The following is a 21,358-nucleotide window of genomic DNA, read 5'->3' as shown; positions in this document are numbered from 1 at the left end:
GCGCGGGGCGCGGCCGCGCGCCCCCGGCTCCCCGCCGGGCGCGGCCTGCTGCTGTGTGGAGTCCGGGGTGTTGCGCCTCGACTGTTCCGGCCGGGTCGTGAGAGTCTGCTGGGGTTCCCGGGGACTGGTGTGGCAGGCGGTGCAGTTGCGTTTGCTGAAAAGGAACTGGACCCCCGCGATTGTGATCTGGACCACGGTGAATTCGGCGTGTCGCAACGCTGTCCTGCGTCTTACAGCTGTGAAATCACATCGTTGTGACTCGCAACATCTCGTGTTGTTTCGGAATGTCGGCCACTAGGTGTAGTGTCATCGGTACCCGAAGGCGGCGGTGTGAAGAACCCGCCGGCGGCGGGCGGAACCGGCTCGGACGTGCTGTTTCAGGGCTGGTCCTCGGAGTTTGCGCAGGATCATCCGATCGTGCCGGCACCGCGCCCCACAGGCGGAACACAACCGCTGTGGATCAGTCACGCGGAGGGCTCGACCCGGAGGCGGCGGTCCGTCACCGACGAGACCGCGAGACACCGCACATTGGCACAGGAGAGAGGGACTCGAATGATCACCGTGTACACCAAGCCCGCTTGCGTCCAGTGCAATGCCACCTACAAGGCTCTCGACAAGGCCGGGGTGGATTACGAGGTCATCGATATCTCCGAGAACGCCGATGCCCGCGACTATGTGATGGCTCTCGGCTACCTGCAGGCCCCCGTTGTCGTCTCCGGTGACGAGCACTGGTCCGGCTTCCGGCCCGACCGCATCAAGGCGCTGGCGACCGTAGCCGCCTAGCGAGACCGCGCGCCCGATCCGGTCGGGGACCAGGGGAGGTGAAATGTCCGAATCGCATACCTTGGTGTACTTCTCCAGCGCTTCGGAGAACACTCACCGATTCGTCGAGAAGCTGGATCTCCCGGCGCTCCGGATCCCCCTGCACACCGCGGCCGAAACGTTGCACGTCGACGAACCCTACGTGCTGATCGTCCCCACCTACGGGGGCGGTCGGCACGTCCTGGGTTCGACCCGCTCCGATAAGGAATTCGTACCGCGCCAGGTCGCCAAGTTCCTCAACGATCGGCACAACCGCGCCCTGTTGCGCGGGGTGATCGCCGCCGGGAACACGAACTTCGGCGACACCTTCTGCTTCGCAGGTGATGTGATCTCCCGCAAATGCGGGGTGCCCTACCTGTACCGCTTCGAACTCATGGGAACCGCTGAGGACGTGGCCCGCGTCCGAGAGGGATTGGGATTGTTTTGGCAGCAACAACGACAGCACCAGCAGGTATGACGGCCCGGCTGGAGCAGCCCCCGCAGCGCGAAAGCGTTCCCGGTGAGGTCTTGGACTACCACGCCCTCAACGCGATGCTGAACCTGTACGGGCCGAACGGCGAGATCCAGTTCGACAAGGATCGCGAGGCCGCCAACCAGTACTTCCTGCAGCACGTCAATCAGAACACCGTCTTCTTCCACAACCTCGACGAGAAGCTCGACTACCTCGTCGAGGAGAACTACTACGAGCCCGAGGTGCTCGAGCAGTACAGCCGGGCGTTCGTGAAGAAGCTGTTCCAGCAGGCCTACGACAAGAAGTTCCGGTTCCCGACCTTCCTCGGCGCGTTCAAGTACTACACCTCCTACACCCTCAAAACCTTCGACGGGAAGCGTTACCTCGAACGTTTCGAGGATCGGGTGTGCATGGTCGCGCTCACGCTGGCCGCCGGTGACGAGGTGCTGGCGCGGCAGCTGGTCGAGGAGATCATCGACGGCCGCTTCCAGCCGGCCACCCCGACCTTCCTCAACTCGGGTAAGAAGCAGCGCGGCGAACCGGTGTCCTGCTTCCTGCTGCGGATCGAGGACAATATGGAGTCCATCGGGCGTTCCATCAACTCCGCGCTGCAGCTGTCCAAGCGTGGGGGCGGAGTTGCGTTGCTGCTCACCAATATTCGTGAGCACGGGGCGCCGATCAAGAAGATCGAGAACCAGTCCTCGGGTGTTATCCCGATCATGAAGCTGCTCGAGGATTCGTTCTCCTACGCCAACCAGCTCGGGGCGCGACAGGGCGCGGGTGCGGTGTACCTGCACGCTCACCACCCCGATATCTACCGCTTCCTCGACACCAAACGGGAGAACGCGGACGAGAAGATCCGCATCAAAACCCTCTCGCTGGGTGTGGTGATCCCCGATATCACCTTCGAACTGGCGAAGAAGAACGAGGACATGTACCTGTTCTCGCCCTATGACGTGGAGCGGATCTACGGTAAGCCGTTCGCCGATATCGACGTCACCGAGAAGTACTACGAGATGGTCGACGACAAGCGGATCCGCAAATCGAAGATCAAGGCGCGCGAGTTCTTCCAGACCATCGCCGAGCTGCAGTTCGAATCCGGCTACCCCTACATCATGTTCGAGGATACGGTGAACCGGGCCAACCCGATCGCCGGCAAGATCACCCATTCGAACCTGTGCTCGGAGATCCTGCAGGTCTCCACCCCCTCGGTGTACAACGACGATCTCACCTACGCCCAGGTGGGTAAGGACATCTCCTGCAACCTGGGGTCGCTGAACATCGCCAAGACCATGGACTCACCGGATTTCGCGCAGACCATCGAAACCGCGATCCGGGCGCTCACCGCGGTCTCCGATCAAACGCATATCTACTCGGTGCCCTCCATCGAACAGGGCAACAACTCCTCGCACGCCATCGGCCTGGGGCAGATGAACCTGCACGGTTTCCTGGCGCGGGAACGGATCCACTACGGGTCCGAAGAGGGCCTGGATTTCACCAACATCTACTTCTACACCGTGGTCTACCACGCCCTGCGGGCCTCGAATCGGCTTGCGCAGGAACGTGGTACGCGCTTCGGCGGGTTCCCGGAGTCGAAGTACGCCAGCGGTGAATACTTCGACAAGTACACCGATCAGGTGTGGGAGCCGAAAACCGATCGGGTCGCGCAACTGTTCGCCGACGCCGGGATCCATATCCCCACCCAGGACGATTGGCGGCAGCTGAAGACCGCGGTCATGGAACACGGCATCTACAACCAGAACCTGCAGGCCGTACCGCCGACCGGTTCGATCTCCTACATCAACCACTCCACCAGCTCCATCCATCCGGTGGCGTCGAAGATCGAGATCCGCAAGGAAGGCAAGATCGGCCGCGTCTACTACCCGGCCCCGTACATGACCAACGACAACCTGGACTACTACCAGGACGCGTACGAAATCGGCTACGAGAAGATCATCGACACCTACGCCGCCGCCACCCAGCACGTGGACCAGGGCCTGTCGCTGACACTGTTCTTCAAAGACACCGCCACCACCCGCGACCTGAACCGCGCCCAGATCTACGCCTGGCGCAAGGGCATCAAAACCCTCTACTACATCCGCCTCCGGCAGATGGCGCTGGAAGGCACCGAGGTAGAGGGCTGCGTGAGCTGCATGCTCTGAGCGGACCCCGGAACATATAGTGGCGCGCAACAGCTCCGGAAGCTGGTGCGCGCCACTGCTGTTCGTGGCTCAATCGCCCAGCCACTGCGTCGCATCGAGTCGGAAAGCATTCGATGCGGCGACGGTGCGTAGACCGTCTTCCATCGTACGTAGACGCTGCTCGCCCAGAGCTTCTGCCCACTGCTCGCGCAGCCGGTCGAAGATCGCGGCCGAGAGGGCGAGCATGTCGTATCCGAGCGTGGTGAGGCGAACGAGCCGGCGGCGCGCGTCGGTGGGATCGGCGGCGCGTTCCGCATAGCCGAGGGCGATGAGGCGGTCGACGGTTTTGCCTGCGGCCTGTTTGGAGATGCCGAGCCGGCGGCCGATATCGCTGGCGGTTGCTCCGTCGGGTCCGATCGCCTGCATCGCGAAGCCGTGGGCCGGCCGCGCGTGGGGGTGGCCGCGGCGTGCGAGTTCGTCGTGTAGTTCGTCGATGAGAGTGCGGAATCCGGCCAGGAGGAGCAGCGGGAGTTCGTAGCCTGCCCGGGGGCGGTCCATGTCTTCCCCCGTCATTGCACGACCTTGGCAGGATGGACAACCTGGTTTACCATCATTTCGTCAACCATGTTGTCCATACTAGGAGGTCCCGATGTTCGCCCCGCATACGCTCGAAACCGCCCCGGAGGGATCGCACGCAACGATGGCCGCCATGGCCGCCGGTGGCGGAGCGGTGCCCGACGCGGTCGCCCGGCTGGCCGCCTCACCGGAGCTGCTCACCGGATTCCTGGATATGACCGAGCGTTTCGACCGGTGCACGCTGGATCCGATCGCGCGGGAAGTGGTCATCATGACGGTGGCGGTCCACAACGACTGCCATATCTGCATTGCCATGCATACCCGGAAACTGCGCACACTCGGTGCCCCGGCCGAACTGGCCGCGGCCCTGCGTGCGCAGCGGGCACTCGACGACAAGCGCCTCGAAGCGGTCCGGGTGTTCACCCGCGAGGTCATCGCGACCGCCGGAGCCGTGGATACTCGGGCGCTCGACGCCTTCTCGGCGCACGGCTTCACCGAACGCAACGCGCTCGAAGTCGTCCTGGGTATCGGGACCTATACGATCTCGACGCTCGCCAACCGGCTGGTCAGGGCTGCGTAGGGGTGGCACGTTCGCGGGCGACGGGAGTTCGGTTCGTCCAGCAGACACCGATCGCCCTTCGTGCACGAAAAATCTGGTAGCACCCGATAGCGTCGCGCGCTATGAAGGGTCCATGACGCGCACAATCAGCCAAGCCGAGCTATGCAACGACAGCGCGGATGTTATGGACGCGCTGGAAGCGGGTGAGGATTTCGTCGTCACCCGCAATGGTCGACCTGTCGGCCAACTGCGTCCTTTCACTGCGCGGAACAATCTCACGACGGCCGAGCCGAAAAGTCGACTGGCCAGGTTTGCGGGTACTCCTGACGCTGCGGACGAACTTGCGGAAATCGACGCCGCGTTCGGAGAGGACGAGCTGGATGACTGAATGTCTGGATCCGTTGCCGACGGTGGTCTCCGCTGTGAAAGGCCGGGAGCGTAGTGATTTCCCGATGTACTGTCGGCCGGGGACCGGCCGGCCGAACGAACGGCGGGGCGGCGGATGGTGATCAAGGGGGCACAGTGGCTGAAACCACGCCGGTATTGCCGGTAACCGAACATCGGTTGGACGGTGTTCGGTGCGCGGTGTACGACAGCGGGCCCGCCGACAGCACGGAGGCTGTGGTGTTCGTGCACGGCAATCCGGGGCCGATGGACGATTGGGCGGAGTTGATCCCCGCGGTGGCGGGATTCGTGCGGGTGATCGCCATGGATATGCCCGGTTTCGGGCGATCGGAGCGGCCGCGTGTCTTCGAGCACAGTATTGCGGGGCATGCGCGATACCTGGGCCTGCTGCTCGACCATCTGGGGGTCGAACGCGTGCATCTCGTCCTGCACGATTTCGGAGGGCCGTGGGGTTTGCGGTGGGCACTGGACCATCGCGACAGGCTGGCCGGGCTGGTCCTGATCAACACCGGGGTACTCGACGGCTACCGTTGGCATCGGTACGCGAAGGCCTGGCAGACACCGGTACTGGGCGAGCTTTTCCAGCTGGTGAGCAACAAGCGTGCCATGCATATCGCCCTCAACCGCGACAATCCCGTACCGCTGCCGGACTCCTATATCGACCGGGTCGATCGGTACGCGGACCGGGCGCACAAGCGAGCGGTGCTGCAGCTCTACCGCAACTCCCGCGACCCGGTCAGTGCCTTCCCGGAAATGAACACCGGTATCGCCGAGAACGATCTGCCGGTCTGTGTGATCTGGGGGGACGGGGACCCCTATATCCCCGTTCGGTTTGCGCGACTGCAGCGAAACGTCTTCCCCGAAGCGGAAATCCATATCCTGGAAGGCCTCGGCCACTGGCCGTTCATCGACGATCCGCAGGCCGTTCGCATCCCGCTGACCGCGTTCCTCCGCAGGCACGTGCGCGCATGAATCCACGACTCTGCCCTGTCGCTGCTGCCGGGGAAATGGGGGCTGCGGGGCGTTGCCTGCCGCTGTGAGTATTGGCTCGCTGGACAATGATTCGGCTTTCTCCTTTCGCCGGGCAGCTGGGAGCGCTCCCGGAACGGTCGGGCCCGGGCCGGAACGCGCAGATATGCCGTCCCGTCCGGAGGCCCGGTGTCCCTGGTCTCGTAGGCCGCTGCCGTGGCGCTCAAGACAGCGCCGGAAGCACTTCCCGTTCCAGGAGTTCGATACCGCTGGTGTCGTAGGCGGCTTCCGGGAAGTTGAAGATGGCATAGCCCAGGCCGCGATCGCGGACGGCGGACAGCTTCTCCACCACCTGTTCCGGGGTGCCGACGGCAGCACCGCCGGTGGTCAGGTTGTCGATGTAGGCCCGGGCCTTCTCTTCGCCCAGGACCGGGGCCAGCCGCGCCGCGTTCTCGGAGATGCGCTGCGCGACCTCGGCTTCGGTGGCGCCGATGACGACATTGAAGTTGGCGCTGCGCACGATGGCGTCGAAATCGGTGCCGACATCGGCGCAGTGGTCGCGCAGGATCTCCGATTTGCGGGTGAACTCCTCGGGGTTACCGGCGAAGTTCGTGTAGTTCGCGTATTTCGCGGCGATACGCAGGGTTTTCTTCTCGCCACCACCGGCGATCCACAGCGGGATCCCGCCGTCCTGCACCGGCAGCGGTCGCACGATCGCGCCATCTACCTGGTAGTACTTGCCGTCCAGGGTGGCGGTGCCCGAACTCCACGCCTGCCGGAAGATCTGCACGCCCTCGTCGAGGCGGCCGAGTCGTTCCCCGGCGCTGGGGAAGCCGTACCCGTAGGCGCGCCACTCGTGTTCGTACCAGCCGCCGCCGATCCCCATCTCGGTGCGGCCGCCGGAGATCAGGTCGACGGTCGCCGCGACCTTAGCCAGGTAGGCCGGGTTGCGGTAACTCATCGCCGTACACATCTGCCCCAGCCGCACCCGCGAGGTGGTCGCGGCGAACGCCGACATCAGGCTCCACGCCTCATGAGTGGCTTCCTCGGTGGGCTCGGGGACGGTGTGGAAGTGGTCGTACACCCACAGCGATTCCCACACCGGGTTCGCATCGGCCCGCGCCGCGAGACCCCGCATCACCTCCCACTGCGCGGCAGGTTCGATACCCACCAGATCCAGCCGCCAGCCCTGGGGGATGAAGATTCCGAAGCGCACAGCACTCTCCTCCGTTGTCCGGGCCCGCGGGCCGCACGAGATATACCTCGACCTCCACTCTGTCGGCCGGGCGGCGTCCGGGCAATGATTTCCTGCGGGCCTTGACTGCGACGTAGCGTCACACCCCACGCTTGACGGTATGAGGATCAGTGAAATCGCCGCGGCCGCCGGAACCACCCCGCGCGCCGTCCGCCACTATCACCGGTTGGGCCTCCTCCCGGAACCCGTCCGCCCCGACAACGGCTACCGCGATTACGGCATGGCCGAACTGACCCGGCTCATGCGGATCCGCTGGCTTGCCGACAACGGCCTGCCGCTCGGTGCGGTGGCCGCTGTCTTCGCAAACGAGCACGGTGTCTCGGACACCGACGACCTGCGGGCCGATCTCGCGGCGTTGCAGGAGGACATCGCTCAGCGCATCACCCAGCTCAACCGTAAACAGGAAGGTGTGGCCCGAATGCTGGCCGCGGTGGACGCCGGACGCCGCCTGACGGCGCTCCCGGACGAGGTCGCCGATGCCTTCGACCGGGCCCGCGAGCAGGCCGACGAATCGGAGCGCGCCGCGCTCGACCAGGAACGAGACATGCTGGAGGTCTTCTCCCTCGCCGGTGACACACCCGCCGAGATGTTCACCTGGTTCACCCACGCCCTCGCCGACCCGGCCGCCCGCACCGGCTACCGGCGGCTGATACGCGGCTGGGAACAATTGCACGGCCGCCCGGTGGCGCAATCCGCCGAACTGATCGAGCGGCTGGCGCAGGATATCGCCGCCCAGTTGCGGCGGCTCGATTTCGACAGCGTGGTCGCGGCGACCGCGGATATCCCGCACAGCGCACCCGCGCTGTCGGAGGACACCCTCGTCCCCGACCCCGCACAACGCGAGGCGGTCCGCCGTGCAATGGAACTGCTGACAGACACCAGTGGGGGACCGTCGTGACCGGGCTCGGGAGACGCCTCCGCAACCAGGTCCGGCTGTATCGCGGCCTGTGGCTGTGGCTGCGCCGCACCACCGACCGTGACAGCCGCGAACAGCAGCCGCTCACCGCCGGCCGCGGCGTCCTCGCCCTGCCGATGGCCTTTCTGGCGGCGACCCTGATCGAAGTGGTCGTATTGCATCTGGTGATCCCCTGGGCATGGCTCAGCGTCACCCTGGCTGTGGTTTCCGTGTGGTCCCTGGTGTTCCTGTTCGCAGTGGTCGTCGCCGATATCGCTTATCCGCACTACGTGAGCGGGCAGGAAGTGGTGCTGCGCCGAACCGGTCGCGTGGTCGCCCGGATACCACTCGACCGGATCGCGGCCGTCGCCGAATGCCGCCGCTACAACCACACCGCGACCGCTTTCGAGGACGGCAGACTGTTCCTCGCCGGCCCCGACGGCACCACCGCCGACCTGACCCTGCACGACCCTGTCGCCGTGCACATCGACTCGCTGCTACCCAGTGGCCGCATCACGTCCCAGACGACCCGGATCAGCCTCTTCCTCGACGACCCCGCCTCGCTGCGCACCGCGCTGAACGCGCCGAACACCGCGACGGTCGCGTTGAACGTGCCGACCCGCGCCACCGCACCGGGCACCCGGCCGACCGTGCCGGGCACCCCGCCGGCCGCGGATGTTCAACCGAGCCGGTAGAAACGCCAGAAACCGAAATCCTCGATCGGCAGCACATCGAAACTCGTGAAACCCGCTTCGAGCGCGTAACCCCGTAAGGTCGCGGCCCGCATCACCGTGCCGGTCCCGGCGCTCGGCCCCGGCGGAGGTGTGGTGGTTCCTGGCCACCGGTGCGGGCGCGGCAGATGTCGGACGGAGGGAATTCCGGAAGTCGGATCCGCCGGGGCGCGATCGTACGGTTATCCACGGCGAAGTTGTCACCGGGCCCGGGGCTGATTCAACGCCAGGGTGCTGGTCCGCCGCGAGGAAAACAATTCGCCGGGCGCGGGCGTCCGGCGGACAATGGACCGGAAATGAATACAGGTGAACCGGGACTCGGGATCGATTTCGGCCGAGTGATACAGGGGGCCGCGCTACCCGACGGTGGCGCGGATACCGTCTTCCTCTCGGGCGGCCACGAGGAAGCGATGCGTACGCCGCCCACCGACAACGCCTTCGAGGTACTGAACCGTCTGGTGAGCCGGTTCGAGGGGCGGGCGTGGGTGATTTCCAAATGCGGCCCGCGGGTGCAGGAGCGGACGCGGCAGTGGCTCGACCATCACGACTTCTACGCGCAGACCGGGGTACCCCGCATGAATGTGCGGTTCTGCCGCCGGCGTGCCGACAAGGCGGTGCACTGCGCCGATCTGGGCATCACCCATATGATCGACGACCGGCTCGAGGTGCACGAGGCGCTGCGCGACCTGGTGCCGCACCTCTTCCTCTTCGGGGTTCACAGCGCGACAGTCCCGGCCTGGGTAAACCACAGCCGCACCTGGCCGGAAGCCGAACAGATGATCGCGGCGACCCTCGCGCCCGGACCGGGCCAGTGACCCGGCAGACACGCCCGGGAGTGTGAAACGCCGTGTGACGAACGTTGCGATGCCGGTTTCCCGGCCCGGGGATGTATCCTGCACAAGGATGCGTTCGCATTCATAGACTATTGACCTGGATGAGCGGCGCGTTCCGGCGCGCGGCGGTGACCGAGAAGGAGGTGGTGTTGCAATGCGCAGCGAACCTCCCAGTCGAAGGCCGCGCGGCGCCGTCCTCCCGCGTTTCCGCTAGCGATCTCTGCCGGCGGAGCGGCCCGGTTCGGCGCCTCGCGGTGTGACTTCTTTCGAATCACTCGCAAACAACGCTGTGCCGAGGACTTCTCATGTCGCAGATCGAACTCATCGAAGCGCCGACGACGCTGTCGGAATCCCTCCAGAACGTGGTCGAAAGCCATCGCGTCGACGCCGCGCTGCACTGGCTGGACAATCATCCGCCGCATGTCATCGCCGACGAGCTCGCGCGTATGGACGCGGTCGAGGCCGGCGTGGCGTTCCGCCTGCTCGACAAGGATCTGGCGCTGGCGGTGTTCGAGGAACTCGAACCCGTCGATCAGCAGCAGATCCTGCAGGGGCTGCGTGACCAGACCTTCCGCGAACTCGTCGAGGGGATGGCCCCCGACGACCGTGCCCGCATGCTCCGCGAAGCCCCCGCCAAGGTGGCGAAGAAGGTGCTGGCCGGGCTGAGCCCCCGGGACCGGCGGATGACCGCCGCGCTGCTGGGCTATCCGGAGGGATCGGTCGGGCGGTACATGTCGCCCGAGGTCGTCGCGATTCCGGGCACGCTTTCCGTCGCCGATGCGCTGCGGATCGTGCGGGTCAAAGGCGAGAACGCCGAAACCGTGTACACCCTGCCCGTGGTCGATGCCGGCCGCCGTTTGCAGGGCATCGTCGAACTGCGGGAACTGGTGCTCACCGGCCCCGACACGATGGTCGCGGATCTGGTGGTCACCGAACCCGCGTTCGTCCGTGCCACGGATTCGGCGGAGAAGGCCGCGCGCCTGATGCGCGAAACCAACGACATCAACCTGCCGGTCGTCGACAGCGAGGACCGGCTGGTCGGGTTGCTCACCATCGACGACGCCGTCGAGGTCATCGAGGCGGCCGATAGCGAGGACGTCGCCAAGCAGGCCGGTTCGGCGCCGTGGGAGGGCCACTACATGGCGGCGGGCGTTTTCCAGCTCGCCCGCTACCGCGCGTTGTGGCTGATGCTGCTGCTGGTCGCCGCGACCCTCACCGTCAGCGTGACCGGTTTCTTCGAGACCACCCTCGAACAGGCAGCCCAGCTGGCGCTGTTCATTCCGCTGCTGATAGGTGCCGGCGGTAACGCGGGCGCCCAGGCCGCCACCGCCTGCGTGCGCGCGGTCGCGGTGGGCGAGGTCCGCGGCGGCGACCTATTCAAGGTGATCTGGCGTGAATGCCGGGTCGGCCTGGTGCTGGGCGGGATGCTGTCTGCTGTGGGCCTGGTGATCGGTGGACTGTTCGTAGGCCCGAAGGTCGCGGTGGTCGTCGCGGTTACGCTGGTCCTGATCTGCGCCTGGGCCGCCACCATCGGCGGCACCATGCCGCTGCTGGCCAAGCGGCTGCGTATCGACCCGGCGGTGGTGTCGGCCCCGATGGTCACCACACTGGTGGACGCCACCGGGCTGATCATCTACTTCACCACGGCGAAATTGGTCCTGGGGATCTGAGCAGCCGACTATGCATTACGTAGGGTTTCGCCCTGCGTAATGCATAGTGACCGGCCCGCGGGTGGATCCGCTGCGCGGTGCTGCGGCCCCGTATTCACCGCATATTTTGCGGTGAATACGGAGTATTATCACCGCATGGCCCCCGAATATCGCAGGTACATCTGGCAGCATGCCGATTGGCCTGCGTTCGGGTACGACGCCGGGCGACTGATAGGCCCGCTTGCCGAAGTCGCTCACCAGCAGGGGCGTCTGCTGGGACGCTTCGCCGAGACCGCCGAAGGGGTGAAAGACGAGGCGAGCCTGTCCGTGCTCACCCAGGATGTCGTAAAAACCAGTGAGATCGAGGGCGAACTGCTGGACGTGGCCTCCGTCCGGTCCTCTCTCGCGCGGCACCTCGGCGTGGATATCGGGGCGCTCGCTCCTGCCGACCGGCATGTGCATGGTGTCGTCGAAATGATCCTCGACGCCACCGCACACCACGATCATCCGGTTACGGCGGATCGGCTGTTCGGCTGGCACGCCGCGCTCTTCCCGACCGGATACTCCGGCAGAACCCGGCTCACCATCGGCGGCTGGCGCACCGACGCCGCTGGTCCTATGCAGGTGGTATCCGGTGGTTACGGTCGGGAGCGCGTGCATTTCGAAGCGCCTCCCGCCGCGCGGCTGGACACCGAAATGCGGGAATTCCTGGAATGGGTGAACGCCGACGCGACCGAATCTGCGCTGGTCAAAGCTGGCTTGGCACATCTGTGGTTCGTCACTGTGCACCCGTTCGACGACGGAAACGGACGGATAGCCCGCGCCCTCGGCGATCTGTGGCTGGCCCGCGCCGACCACAGTTCCCGGCGCTTCTACAGTCTTTCAGCGCAGATCCAGCGCGACCGCGCGGCGTACTACCGAATCCTGGAGCGCACCCAGAAAGGCACTCTCGATGTGACGGAGTGGCTCATCTGGTTCCTCGAGACGCTGCGGCGGGCGATCCAGCATTCGGACGAGACGGTCGACAAGGTTCTCCGGAAGTCCCGTTTCTGGCGTCTGCGGCAACCGGCCCGGATGAGCGACCGCCAGATCGCGATGTTGAACCGGCTGCTGGAGGGGTTCGACGGAAAACTCACCACACGGAAATGGGCGATCCTCACCAAATGCTCACCCGACACCGCGCTGCGAGATATCAACGAGTTGGTAGACCTCGGTGTTCTGGAACGCTCGACCTCGGGCGGCCGTAGCACCTCCTATGACTTGGCCGCGTTCTGAGCCGGTTTGCGCCTCACGCTACGTCAGGGTTTACCGTCGGCTCGGTGACCATCACTGTTCTCGACTCCTACTCGGCGATGAAGCAGATCCTGCAGGCACCTGTGGCCGAGCGCGAAGACCTGCTGCGCGCGATGCTCGAACCGACGACCGGGATGTACCGGTACTTTCCGGGCGAGGTCGATCTGGTGGCGTTCCACCGCCAGTCGGCCGGGTTCCCGCTCGATCGCGACGAGCAGCGTTGCCTCAATGCCCTCGAAACGCTCGCGGCGGCCGATGCCTGGAGGCGTATGCAGCGGGCGGTCGACGACGCGGCGGAGGTACTGCTCGCCGCGACGCCCGGATTCGAGGCCCCGGACATCACCGTGCTCCTGGTGCTCGGCGACCCGGGCGACACCAATTTCATGGTTCCGAGCCTCGGCGTCACCGGCTTCGGCGGTATCTCCGGTTACATCACGATCACCCTGTGGCCCTACCCGGAGAACCTGGAACGCCTGGAATGTACTGCGGTGCACGAACTCCACCACAATCTGCGCTACAGCCCCGGCGGTGTGGTGTGGGATCCGATGACGGTCACCGTCGGCGAGCATGTGGTGGGCGAGGGTCTGGCCGACGCATTCGCCCGCGAACTCTACGGTGACGACCTCGGCTATGCCCGTCTCGGCGTGCCCACCCTGCACGACGACGAGGCGTTCGCGAAAGTCGTTTCCGGTCTGGATGTCACCGGTATGCAGAACTTCTCGGCCTGGGTGCACGGCGACACCATTGCCGAGCACCTGGGTGTGACCCCGGTCGGAGTGCCGACGGGGGCGGGATACTCCGCCGGTAACCGGCTGGTCGATGCCTACCTCGCGGAAACCGGAAAGACCGCGGCTCAGGCCCTGCACGCCGGCAGCGCGGAAATCATCGCTACCGCGCTCGCGGCGAATCGGTAGGTGCGGTCGCCGTGGTCCGGCGGTCGTGACCGGTTTCCCGGCGGCAGCACTCGTAGTCTTGATCCGGGACGACAGCACCCCTGGTCTCGAGGTATCGCGTGTTCGAAGGCGGTTTCCGATCAGGGTGTGAAGCGGTGGAATGCCGCCAAACGTTGGCGATGGTATTCGTGATCGTCGTCGTCGTGTTCGATTCCACGCGCTACAGCGATGTCGAAGTAGGCGGCCTCTCTGCGTAGCCGATGCCGAATGAGCTGGCTGACCGAGAGGTCGTCGAGTTCGCCCGCCGTGCCGCCCGCCGCGTGATATGCGGCGACGAAGGCGCGAACGCCGGTAAGGTCACCGCGGACTTCATCGGTGAATTCCAATGCAGCCGAAGCGAGTTCGAGTTCAGGAGGGCCGATCAGGGCTTCGTCCCAGTCGAGAACGGTGGTGACGTGTCCGTTGTGGCACAGGAGATTACCCGCGTAGTAGTCGCCGTGCAGGGGCTGATGGCGGACGCTGCGGGTGAATTCGGCGAGCCAGCGGTCGAGATCGGGGTCGGGCAGGTGCGCTGACGGTGCGCCGTCGAGCCCGATTTCGAGAAACGATCGCCCCGGCCGGGGTGGTGGCCGGTACGTGGCGAGGGCGCGATGTAGCCGGGCAAGGAGGCCTGCGGCCTCGGCGAACTGAACAGGGTCCTCGCCGTCGGCCCACTGCCCGCGGGCCAGTGGCCATACCGTGATCGGATGGCCGGCCACCACGGTGACCGTGGAACCATCGGCGCGGGGTAGCGGTGCGATGGCCTCGGGGACCGAGCGCGCCGCGGCCGCGGCGACGCCGTTGCACCATTCGATTTCGGCGGGATCGCGGTCGGGCGAGCCGATACGGACGACGACCTCGCCGAGACGGTAGGCCGCGGATTCCTCGCCACCGTGTAGTCGTTCGCCGGTTCCGCGGTGGCCCCACTCGGCGGCGACGACGTCCAGAATGTTCTCGGTCAGCGGGATATCGGTGTACACCACGAAGCCACCAGTACCTATACCGGTGGCCGGGGTGCAACTGATTTGTCACACCGCGGTGCGCGTTACGAACCTCGAGGTGCCTTCTTCTGCCCGGAAGCCCGTTGCCTGAAACTGTGCAGGGGCAGAAACGCCCCGGACACCACGTGGAAGGTTGATACGAGTGACTGTCACACCGACAACACTGCCCGGCGGCACCTGGACATCGGGGGGCTTCACGGTCACGAAGTTCGGGTACGGTGCGATGCAATTGGCAGGTCCCGGCGTGATGGGGCCACCGGCAGACCATGACGGAGCGCTGGCGGTTCTGCGCGAAGCGGTCGATCTGGGAATCACCCATATCGACACCAGTGCCGCATACGGGCCCTTCGTCACCAACCAGCTGATTCGCGAAGCCCTGCACCCATACCCGGACGGCTTGCATATTGTGACGAAAGTCGGCGCGAACCGGGACGCGCAGGGTGGCTGGCCGCCGGCACGGAAACCGGACGAGTTGCGCCGCCAGGTCGAGGAAAACTTGGAAACCCTCGGACTCGACGTTCTGGACCTGGTGAATCTCCGCCTCGGCGACGCCGCCGGACCGGTGGCTGGTTCGATCGCCGAAGCGTTCGAGACGCTGGCCGGTCTCCAGCAGCAAGGGATGATTCGTCACCTGGGCATGAGCAACGCGACCGCTGAGCAAGTGGCCGAAGCGCAGCAGATCGCTCCGATCGTCTGTGTACAGAACATGTACAACCTGGCGCACCGGCACGACGACGAGCTGATCGATCGTCTTGCTCGCGAGAACATCGCGTACGTCCCGTTCTTTCCGCTCGGCGGTTTCAGCCCCCTGCAATCCTCGGCGCTTTCCGCCGTCGCTACTCGCCTGGAAACGACTCCGATGGCGGTCGCACTGGCCTGGCTGCTCCAGCGCTCACCGAATATCCTGCTGATTCCCGGCACTTCGTCAGTTGTTCATCTTCGTGAGAACCTCGCCGGCGCGGCCATCGTGCTCTCCACGGCCGACCTCGCTGCCCTGGATGGGATCGCCGGGTAGGTTTCCGGATTACGCGTCGCCAGACCTTGTGGACATGGCTATATCAACGTCTTGCGGGGCGAGCGCGAGTGCAGTTCATTCGGTGGTATTCGGATGTCCTGTACCCGCGTAGGTAATCCATGCTGTTCGGCGAGTGTCGTCGATCAGGTACCAGATGCGGCCGCCGCCGGTTACCTCGTACTGCCAACGTTCCATAGTGGCGCCCTTCCAGGAACCTGAGGCGAGCGTGCCTTTCAGCCGGTGGTGCCGCTCCGGTGAAGCCGTCGATCGTGGGTTGGCACGAATTGTTTCGAAGGCACGGCGCAGATTCGCGGGTGCCTGCTTGGCCAGTTGTTCCCAGCCGCTGCAGGACTCGGTGCATGCGAACCGTAACTCGAACTCAGTGCCCACTGCCGGTGGTGCCGCCCGATCACCACGTTTCGGACTCACTCTCCGGGACCTCCTGGTGCCGGGACCGGGCCGAGATCGCCTTCCGGTTCGCTCGTGAGGAGGTCCAGCAGGGCGGGGTCGGCGTGCACCTCGGCCGTGTGCCGCCACTGCGCGAGCAATGTCGCCACAGGCGCGAGGTTCTGCAGCGTGGCTGCCCCCTGTACGACGGCGACCAGTTCGGTAAGGAACTCGTCGACGTCTTCGTCGGGTAGGAAAACCACCCAGGGAAGCGCGTCGGGTAGCACCTCGCGCACTGCGTCGCGGTCCACACGTCGAACGAGGCCGGCGAGGAGCCGCGCGGTGAAGTCGACGACGACACCTTCCGAGTCGAGCTGTTCGACACGCATCAAAGCCAGGTCGCCGGCGTCGCGCCGGCGCAGTCGGAGGGCGCGAACGCGGTCGAGGAAACCGACGGTGACCGCAGGGCGGTGCAGCAGGTCGCTGAAGGGAACGATGTCGTACGTCGTGCTCATAACATCCACACTACCTCGGATGTCAATCCTTGCAGGTCGCACGCACCGTATCGGCAAAGCCGGCGTTCGCGCGAAGGTGACCGTTTGGACCGAGCGAAGGTGTACCGCTTTCGCTGTCCGGAGGTAGTTGAGTGGATGTGGGCCGGATCAAGAATTGGTCGGAGCGGCTTCTCGGGCTGCGAGACGGAGTGTTTCCAGGTTCAGTTCGGGGATCGAGAATCTGCGAGATATGGCGTGGGTGACGAGATCTGGCTCGGGTAGGGTTCCGTGTTTTCTGAGGTAGTGCGGTACGGAGCCGGGCCAGATCCACACTCCGTCGGTTCGGAAATTGAGGGGTACATCTATGTCCGAGGGGATGAAGATATCCGCTGTGCAACTACGCGCGGCGAGGACGACGGGGGCGGATTCCAGGTAGGACAGCAACGGGGCGAATATATCTCGCGTGGCGGGTGGCCGGTTGACGATGGGCCGGCCATGGTCATCGAACCCGTCGACCGGGCGTGCGTGACGGAAACGGGGGACTGTGGTCACGAGACGCCTTTGGGGTTTGTGCGGTTGCCTTCCAGTTTGCGGCGCAGCCAGTCCGGGGTGTGTTCATCGTCGCGGCGGAAGTAGTCGTAGTCGAGGGCGTAGGCTCCGTCGGTCAGTTGTGGGACGAAGGCCGGTTCGTTGTCGTAGTCGTATTCGATACTGTATTTCCCGGAGCGTTCGATCGTGAGGACCGCGGTGAACCATGTTCCTTTGCCTTTCTGGCGCATTCCGTCGCGGAGCTCTTCGAACATTCCTCGAACCGGCGGGGGAGTAGAAATTCGAATGAATTCTCCGTTGATGGGCTTCCATTCGAAGGAGTTGGAAGTTATCTGCACCGTTCCGAGGTGTACGTGCCTGATTTCATCCCAGGTTTCCGGTGCGTCGTTCACCAGTTCCCTGGCTATACCGCGGACGATCTCGTCCTGTTGTGCGGCATCAAGTTTTCTTCCGTCACGTACCATGATTATTCCTCCATCCTCGGTGGCAGATTGCTATAGCAATTTTCCGCCACCTGTACTCCTTGCACGGTGTATGCTGCGGTGATTCTTATCGGTGTTCTCGAACCACCGTCGTTGGGATCGTATTCGAGTTCTATGCGTACGTTCACCTCGGGTGGTGGGTCTTGACCGAGTATTTCGCCCCAAAGACTTTCCAGACGTCGCCAGTTGTCGAGCGGTGTATTGTCGCCGCCGAGGTCGCGGTTGAGGCTGGTGAGCATCGGCACCATATTTATGGCTTCGCCCGGTCCGTTGAATTCGGTGGCGAAGAGATGCCCCCCGTCGAACGTGACGGCTTGATAGAGGTAGACCTCGGTGTTGGTGGGTGACCGGCCGTATTCGTTCTCGAATTCGGTGATGACCTCCCGGTTTATTCCGGCGTACTCGGTCTGTCCATGGTGTCCGATGCGGGTTTGGTCCGGGCCGCGGCGGCGATCGTCGGATGCGGTGAGATCGAGTGAGCCCTCGGCGCGGACGACACGGCCGTGCTCGTCCGACGAATAGATGAACCGGTTGTCGACGGTGTATACGGCGTCGGGGAACGGCGTGCGCAGGTCGGGGTTGAACCCCTCGCCCTCCATCCGTTGCGCCTCCGTGTTGCGGGTCCGGCGTTCGCCGGAATCGGTGACGACTTCTTGGATGGTTCCGTCGGGGCCGGTGATGAACAGTCCTCGGTCGCGTCCGGACCGGTCGGTGACACGGTAGGCGGTGTCGGGTTCGAGTGGGACCGGGTTGCCGCTGCGGTCCCGTCCGAAAGGCCTGCTCCGCCTCGGCGACAGGGGATCGTCCGGCGTAATGGTGCGTGAGGGACGGCCACTCGTGAGGTCTTCGTAGGGCACCCGGGGGTGCGGATCCTGGGGGCGCCGGAATGCGCTTCGGTCGCGGGCGGATTCGGCATCGAGTGTGCCCGGTTCAGGCGTGCGGGTACTTGGCGGGTGGCCGGTGCCGGCGGGGGTGGTGGTGCCGTCCGGATGGTGGGTGTTCCAGGCGCCGTCGGGTGGGATGCGCGGGTTGCGGGTTCCGGCCGGCCCGGTGTCGACGCCGGTGGTGTAGAGGTTGCCGTCGATATCGGTCCAGGCAGGGGCGGTGGGGGCGAGGACATCTACGCCCAAGTCCCGGGCCAACCGGTCGGCGAAACCGCTTGTGGAGGCGTCGCATCCGATGAGGCGGACGGGGGTGGCGCCGTCCCAGTGGCTCCGGCGGATCAGATCGCCGTATTGCTCGGGAGTGAGGACGCGGTCGCCGACTCTGGCATGTCCGTCCGGGGTGAGATGGACGTCGGCGGTGAAACGATGCGGGTCCCGCGGCACCCGATGTGGGAGGTCGCCGATCGATGGGTCGCCGCGATGGTGCGAGATCCCTGCGGGTGTTCGCTCGGCGTGGTGCGCGTGCAGGTCATCCAGTGACCGGCCGGTGGGGTCACTGCCGGGTGAATCCGGATCGGTCGGTGTGGTCCGCGGCGGCGTGTGGGGTTGATGTGATGAGTTCCAGATCGGATCGTCAGGGCGAGATGCGTTCTGATTCGGTGAGTTCCAGATCGGGTCGCCGGGACGCGGGGCGTTCGGGTGGGAAGGTGGCAACCAACTGTGATCAGAGTTGCGCCCGTCTGTAGTGCGTGCCGGTGCGGTGGGAGTCGGCCGATCGGTGTGGGCGGCCGGTGGAGTATTGCGTGCCGGTGCCGGATTCGATGGGGCTGCTCGGTCCGCTGGGGTGGCCTGGTGCTGTGTTCGGTGCGGCCGGTCGTGGGCCGGGGTGTGATGGCCAGGCCTTGGTTCGGTGTCGGTGGGTCGGGTGGGAATGGGCGGACGGGCAAAGTCGGCGAGGAAGCGGGAGTGGTTGGCGGGGTCGTAGATGTTGTAGTCGTAGCCCGGTGTCTTGGGGCCGGATGGCCGGGGAGAAGGGGCGTTGGGTGGGCGCGCGCTGTCGGGCGTAGCCGGATTGTCGTTGTTTCGTGAGGTGGAGCGGGGTGGGTTCGCCGGTGTGGTGGCGGCCGGCGTCGATGGGGCCGTCTCGGCCGGTGCGGTTGCGCGAGGTGTATCCGCCGGGGTGCCCGGGCCGGTCGTGGGCAGGGGCGGCGCCGTGGTGGAGGCTGATGTCGTTGTGGCCGGGGTTACCGGTGTGGGACCAGGGGTGGCGGTTTCTTGGCTGGTCGAGCTATCGGGGGTTTGCGTCGTGCTCGGAGTGTCCGGGGTGTTTACCGGTGCCGCAGTTTCCGGGCCCAGATCGAGACTCGACGTCGATTGCAGCGGGGGTGGGTCCGCCGGCAGGTTCAGGCTCGAGGTGGGCTGATTCTGGGATACGCCGACATCGGGTGACTGCGGGGTTCCGGTGGGAGTATTGCCGGGCGAGGGAGTTTGGTTGCCGGCCGGCTGTGCTGGTGACGAGTCGGGCGTGCCGGTGCCGGAGGGCTGCGACGCCGAGGACTGTGATGTGCTCGAGTCAGGGGTCTGGGGGATGCCACTGTCGGACGACTGCTGTGACGTGCTCGGGGAGCCGGAGTCTGTTTGCTGCGGGTTTCCGGATTGGGAGGGCGCTGGTGATTCCGAACTGGAGGGGTCGCCTGTCGGCGGCGCCTGGCCGGGGCCGGCGGTAGAGCTTTCCTGGGAGGGTGCGTTCTGACCTTGTTGTGGTTGCTGGGCGGCGGGTTGGTCGCTGGTGTCGGACGGCTGACCGTTGGCCTGCGGACCTGGCGGGTGCCGGCCTTGGGTTTGGGCTGGGCTGTCTGCGGACGCCGGCTGGGTATCAGTCGGCGGGGATTGACTTGTTTGTTGGTCTTGCGGTGGGGTTTCGGTTTCCGGAGCGCCTGGGGATTCGTTCCGGTCCCCGGGGGCACCGGATTCGGCGTCGTCGCCCGGCGGGGTGTCGCGGTCCTGCGACTCGTCGGTCGAATCGTCGTCTGAGTTGTTGTCACCGGCGTCGCTGGAGTTGTTCTCGCCCAGCGTTTCCGTGCCACGCTGGACGCCTGCGGCGGCGGAGGAGGACAGGTTTTCCGGGGAAAGTGCCTGTTCGAGGCTGAATTCGCGGTCGTTGAGGGCGGCGTCGGTGGCTTCACCGGCCACCTCTCCGGCCACTCCCGCGACGGTTTCTTCGGCAGCGTCCTTCGCGGCGTCGGCGAGCGGGTTTCCGCCCTCTGGCCCGCCGGGGACGTTGCGGGTGGTGAGTCCGTCGGGGCCCATGGCGCCGGTGACGGCGCCGGCAGCTGCTGCGGTGAGCGCGGTTTTACCGGCCTCCTTCACATCATCCATCGTGATGTCGTCGCGACGGCCGGCGGCGACCTGGACCGCTTTGATACCCAGGTCGAGAGCGGTTTCTTCCAGGGCTGCCGCCCAGGCGCCGCGAACAGCGGCACGGGCAGCCGCTTTCAGTGCGGCTTTGGAGACGAGTCGTTGCAGGAGTTGTCTGATCGCGGTGCGGACCGCGATACGGGTCGCGGTTTGGGCCACCACCGCTTTTGCTCCCGCGGCCGGTGCTCCCACCCCGGTGGAAGCAGCAGCGAGCAGGATCGCCATTTCGACGGCGAAGATCGCGAGACTGGCGAGGATGACGAGTTTGGTGTGTTCGATATCGGCGGCGCCGTCACCGATCTCGTCACCGAGCGTTTCGATGTGTTCGATCAGCCCGTCGAACGCGCCCTGGCCGTGGCCGAGTTCGGTCCAGCGGTCGGCGATGGCCTGGGCGGTGTCGCCTTCGATCGCGGCGAGGACCTGATCTATCGCATGATTGGCGTCGGGGCCTATCTCCTGTAGATCGGACGCCAAGGTGACCCATGCGGTCTCCACTCGCCGCATCGCTGTCTCGTCACCCTCGGGCCAGTCACCGGCGCCGACGACGTATTTGCAGACCCACTGCAACGCTTCGGGGATCTCGATACCCATTCAGCACACCACCACCGCGATTACCT

The 21,358-nt window shown here is 65.5% G+C and carries 21 protein-coding genes and 1 pseudogene; 13 read left to right on the top strand and 9 right to left on the bottom strand.

From position 1 onward, the window contains the following. Positions 1 to 216 (bottom strand): hypothetical protein (locus tag QH196_RS10335; RefSeq protein WP_280415543.1); only part of this gene is annotated, 216 nt, incomplete at its 3' end. A gap of 336 nt (positions 217 to 552) precedes the next feature. On the opposite strand from QH196_RS10335, the gene QH196_RS10330 reads away from it, so the two are divergent. From QH196_RS10330 to nrdE, 3 genes are read left to right on the top strand one after another with little or no spacing between them, the layout of a single operon-like run. Beyond that, the gene (locus tag QH196_RS10330; RefSeq protein WP_033242116.1) at positions 553 to 783 is read left to right on the top strand and encodes a redoxin NrdH; all 231 of its coding nucleotides are present in this window, start codon (positions 553 to 555) and stop codon (positions 781 to 783) included. Between the two features lie 43 nt (positions 784 to 826). Then, entirely contained in the window at positions 827 to 1,279 is a 453-nt protein-coding gene (nrdI, locus tag QH196_RS10325) for a class Ib ribonucleoside-diphosphate reductase assembly flavoprotein NrdI (protein ID WP_280415542.1), read from the top strand. Further along, entirely contained in the window at positions 1,276 to 3,435 is a 2,160-nt protein-coding gene (gene nrdE / locus QH196_RS10320; RefSeq protein WP_280415541.1) for a class 1b ribonucleoside-diphosphate reductase subunit alpha, read from the top strand. The genes nrdI and nrdE overlap by 4 nt, the downstream gene beginning before the upstream one ends. A 69-nt stretch (positions 3,436 to 3,504) precedes the next feature. Here the strand turns inward: nrdE and QH196_RS10315 are convergent, their stop codons facing one another. Then, positions 3,505 to 3,987 carry a MarR family winged helix-turn-helix transcriptional regulator gene (locus tag QH196_RS10315; RefSeq protein ID WP_280415540.1) on the bottom strand — a complete coding sequence of 161 codons (483 nt, stop codon included), beginning with the start codon at positions 3,985 to 3,987 and terminating at the stop codon, positions 3,505 to 3,507. A 76-nt stretch (positions 3,988 to 4,063) separates the two neighbouring features. Between QH196_RS10315 and QH196_RS10310 the strand changes: the two genes are divergently transcribed. The 3 genes from QH196_RS10310 (at position 4,064) to QH196_RS10300 (ending at position 5,926) form a co-directional block, all read left to right on the top strand. Then, positions 4,064 to 4,570: a carboxymuconolactone decarboxylase family protein gene (locus QH196_RS10310; protein ID WP_280415539.1), complete on the top strand. Its 507-nt coding sequence runs from the start codon at positions 4,064 to 4,066 to the stop codon at positions 4,568 to 4,570. A 112-nt stretch (positions 4,571 to 4,682) separates the two neighbouring features. After that, positions 4,683 to 4,937: a type II toxin-antitoxin system Phd/YefM family antitoxin gene (locus tag QH196_RS10305; RefSeq protein ID WP_280415538.1), complete on the top strand. Its 255-nt coding sequence runs from the start codon at positions 4,683 to 4,685 to the stop codon at positions 4,935 to 4,937. Positions 4,938 to 5,071: 134 nt separating this feature from the next. Next, the gene (locus QH196_RS10300) at positions 5,072 to 5,926 is read left to right on the top strand and encodes an alpha/beta fold hydrolase (protein WP_280415537.1); all 855 of its coding nucleotides are present in this window, start codon (positions 5,072 to 5,074) and stop codon (positions 5,924 to 5,926) included. A 220-nt stretch (positions 5,927 to 6,146) separates the two neighbouring features. Here the strand turns inward: QH196_RS10300 and QH196_RS10295 are convergent, their stop codons facing one another. Beyond that, complete coding sequence (locus QH196_RS10295; protein ID WP_280415536.1) at positions 6,147 to 7,139, bottom strand: TIGR03560 family F420-dependent LLM class oxidoreductase; 993 nt, start codon at positions 7,137 to 7,139, stop codon at positions 6,147 to 6,149. A gap of 139 nt (positions 7,140 to 7,278) precedes the next feature. On the opposite strand from QH196_RS10295, the gene QH196_RS10290 reads away from it, so the two are divergent. Then, a complete protein-coding gene (locus QH196_RS10290; RefSeq protein ID WP_280415535.1) occupies positions 7,279 to 8,076 on the top strand; it encodes a MerR family transcriptional regulator in 798 nt (265 codons plus the stop codon). Continuing rightward, positions 8,073 to 8,768 (top strand): hypothetical protein, encoded by a 696-nt coding sequence (locus QH196_RS10285; protein WP_280415534.1) that lies wholly within the window; start codon positions 8,073 to 8,075, stop codon positions 8,766 to 8,768. Before QH196_RS10290 ends, QH196_RS10285 begins: the two co-directional genes overlap by 4 nt. Here QH196_RS10285 and QH196_RS10280 read toward each other — a convergent pair. Further along, positions 8,753 to 8,884, bottom strand: a pseudogene (locus QH196_RS10280) (SAM-dependent methyltransferase); the annotation flags it as partial. The gene QH196_RS10285 and the pseudogene QH196_RS10280 overlap by 16 nt on opposite strands. A 216-nt stretch (positions 8,885 to 9,100) precedes the next feature. Between QH196_RS10280 and QH196_RS10275 the strand changes: the two are divergent. From QH196_RS10275 to QH196_RS10260, 4 genes are all read left to right on the top strand, one after another. Beyond that, positions 9,101 to 9,619 (top strand): hypothetical protein, encoded by a 519-nt coding sequence (locus QH196_RS10275; protein ID WP_280415533.1) that lies wholly within the window; start codon positions 9,101 to 9,103, stop codon positions 9,617 to 9,619. 323 nt (positions 9,620 to 9,942) lie between these two features. Then, positions 9,943 to 11,307, top strand: a complete 1,365-nt coding sequence (mgtE, locus tag QH196_RS10270) for a magnesium transporter (protein ID WP_280415532.1) — start codon at positions 9,943 to 9,945, stop codon at positions 11,305 to 11,307. Between the two features lie 135 nt (positions 11,308 to 11,442). Then, positions 11,443 to 12,561 (top strand): Fic family protein, encoded by a 1,119-nt coding sequence (locus tag QH196_RS10265; RefSeq protein ID WP_280415531.1) that lies wholly within the window; start codon positions 11,443 to 11,445, stop codon positions 12,559 to 12,561. A gap of 44 nt (positions 12,562 to 12,605) precedes the next feature. Then, a complete protein-coding gene (locus QH196_RS10260) occupies positions 12,606 to 13,493 on the top strand; it encodes a DUF2268 domain-containing protein (protein ID WP_280415530.1) in 888 nt (295 codons plus the stop codon). 119 nt (positions 13,494 to 13,612) lie between these two features. Here the strand turns inward: QH196_RS10260 and QH196_RS10255 are convergent, their stop codons facing one another. Continuing rightward, positions 13,613 to 14,494 (bottom strand): phosphotransferase enzyme family protein, encoded by an 882-nt coding sequence (locus QH196_RS10255; protein ID WP_280415529.1) that lies wholly within the window; start codon positions 14,492 to 14,494, stop codon positions 13,613 to 13,615. A gap of 160 nt (positions 14,495 to 14,654) precedes the next feature. Here QH196_RS10255 and QH196_RS10250 point away from each other — a divergent pair, with 160 nt between their 5' ends. After that, entirely contained in the window at positions 14,655 to 15,527 is an 873-nt protein-coding gene (locus QH196_RS10250; protein ID WP_280415528.1) for an aldo/keto reductase family oxidoreductase, read from the top strand. 75 nt (positions 15,528 to 15,602) lie between these two features. On the opposite strand, the gene QH196_RS10245 is transcribed toward QH196_RS10250, so the two are convergent. The 4 genes from QH196_RS10245 to QH196_RS10230 form a co-directional block, all read right to left on the bottom strand. Beyond that, entirely contained in the window at positions 15,603 to 15,917 is a 315-nt protein-coding gene (locus tag QH196_RS10245) for a hypothetical protein (protein WP_280415527.1), read from the bottom strand. 35 nt (positions 15,918 to 15,952) lie between these two features. After that, the gene (locus tag QH196_RS10240) at positions 15,953 to 16,429 is read right to left on the bottom strand and encodes a DUF6247 family protein (protein ID WP_280415526.1); all 477 of its coding nucleotides are present in this window, start codon (positions 16,427 to 16,429) and stop codon (positions 15,953 to 15,955) included. Between the two features lie 527 nt (positions 16,430 to 16,956). After that, entirely contained in the window at positions 16,957 to 17,421 is a 465-nt protein-coding gene (locus QH196_RS10235; RefSeq protein ID WP_280415525.1) for an immunity protein YezG family protein, read from the bottom strand. Between the two features lie 2 nt (positions 17,422 to 17,423). Continuing rightward, positions 17,424 to 21,332 (bottom strand): DNA/RNA non-specific endonuclease, encoded by a 3,909-nt coding sequence (locus QH196_RS10230; RefSeq protein WP_280415524.1) that lies wholly within the window; start codon positions 21,330 to 21,332, stop codon positions 17,424 to 17,426. Positions 21,333 to 21,358 lie beyond the last annotated feature (26 nt).

Source organism: Nocardia carnea (genome assembly GCF_029868325.1).
Taxonomy (GTDB): Bacteria; Actinomycetota; Actinomycetes; order Mycobacteriales; family Mycobacteriaceae; genus Nocardia; species Nocardia carnea_C.
This window is presented reverse-complemented; position numbering and strand designations above follow the sequence as displayed.

What these genes read in the sequence shown, in the direction of transcription:
- QH196_RS10330 (WP_033242116.1), top strand. Translation starts at nt 553, where the DNA reads ATGATCACCGTGTACACCAAGCCCGCTTGCGTCCAGTGCAATGCCACC.
- nrdI (WP_280415542.1), top strand. Translation starts at nt 827, where the DNA reads ATGTCCGAATCGCATACCTTGGTGTACTTCTCCAGCGCTTCGGAGAAC.
- nrdE (WP_280415541.1), top strand. Translation starts at nt 1,276, where the DNA reads ATGACGGCCCGGCTGGAGCAGCCCCCGCAGCGCGAAAGCGTTCCCGGT.
- QH196_RS10315 (WP_280415540.1), bottom strand. Translation starts at nt 3,987, where the DNA reads ATGACGGGGGAAGACATGGACCGCCCCCGGGCAGGCTACGAACTCCCG.
- QH196_RS10310 (WP_280415539.1), top strand. Translation starts at nt 4,064, where the DNA reads ATGTTCGCCCCGCATACGCTCGAAACCGCCCCGGAGGGATCGCACGCA.
- QH196_RS10305 (WP_280415538.1), top strand. Translation starts at nt 4,683, where the DNA reads ATGACGCGCACAATCAGCCAAGCCGAGCTATGCAACGACAGCGCGGAT.
- QH196_RS10290 (WP_280415535.1), top strand. Translation starts at nt 7,279, where the DNA reads ATGAGGATCAGTGAAATCGCCGCGGCCGCCGGAACCACCCCGCGCGCC.
- QH196_RS10275 (WP_280415533.1), top strand. Translation starts at nt 9,101, where the DNA reads ATGAATACAGGTGAACCGGGACTCGGGATCGATTTCGGCCGAGTGATA.
- mgtE (WP_280415532.1), top strand. Translation starts at nt 9,943, where the DNA reads ATGTCGCAGATCGAACTCATCGAAGCGCCGACGACGCTGTCGGAATCC.
- QH196_RS10265 (WP_280415531.1), top strand. Translation starts at nt 11,443, where the DNA reads ATGGCCCCCGAATATCGCAGGTACATCTGGCAGCATGCCGATTGGCCT.
- QH196_RS10240 (WP_280415526.1), bottom strand. Translation starts at nt 16,429, where the DNA reads ATGAGCACGACGTACGACATCGTTCCCTTCAGCGACCTGCTGCACCGC.
- QH196_RS10235 (WP_280415525.1), bottom strand. Translation starts at nt 17,421, where the DNA reads ATGGTACGTGACGGAAGAAAACTTGATGCCGCACAACAGGACGAGATC.
- QH196_RS10230 (WP_280415524.1), bottom strand. Translation starts at nt 21,332, where the DNA reads ATGGGTATCGAGATCCCCGAAGCGTTGCAGTGGGTCTGCAAATACGTC.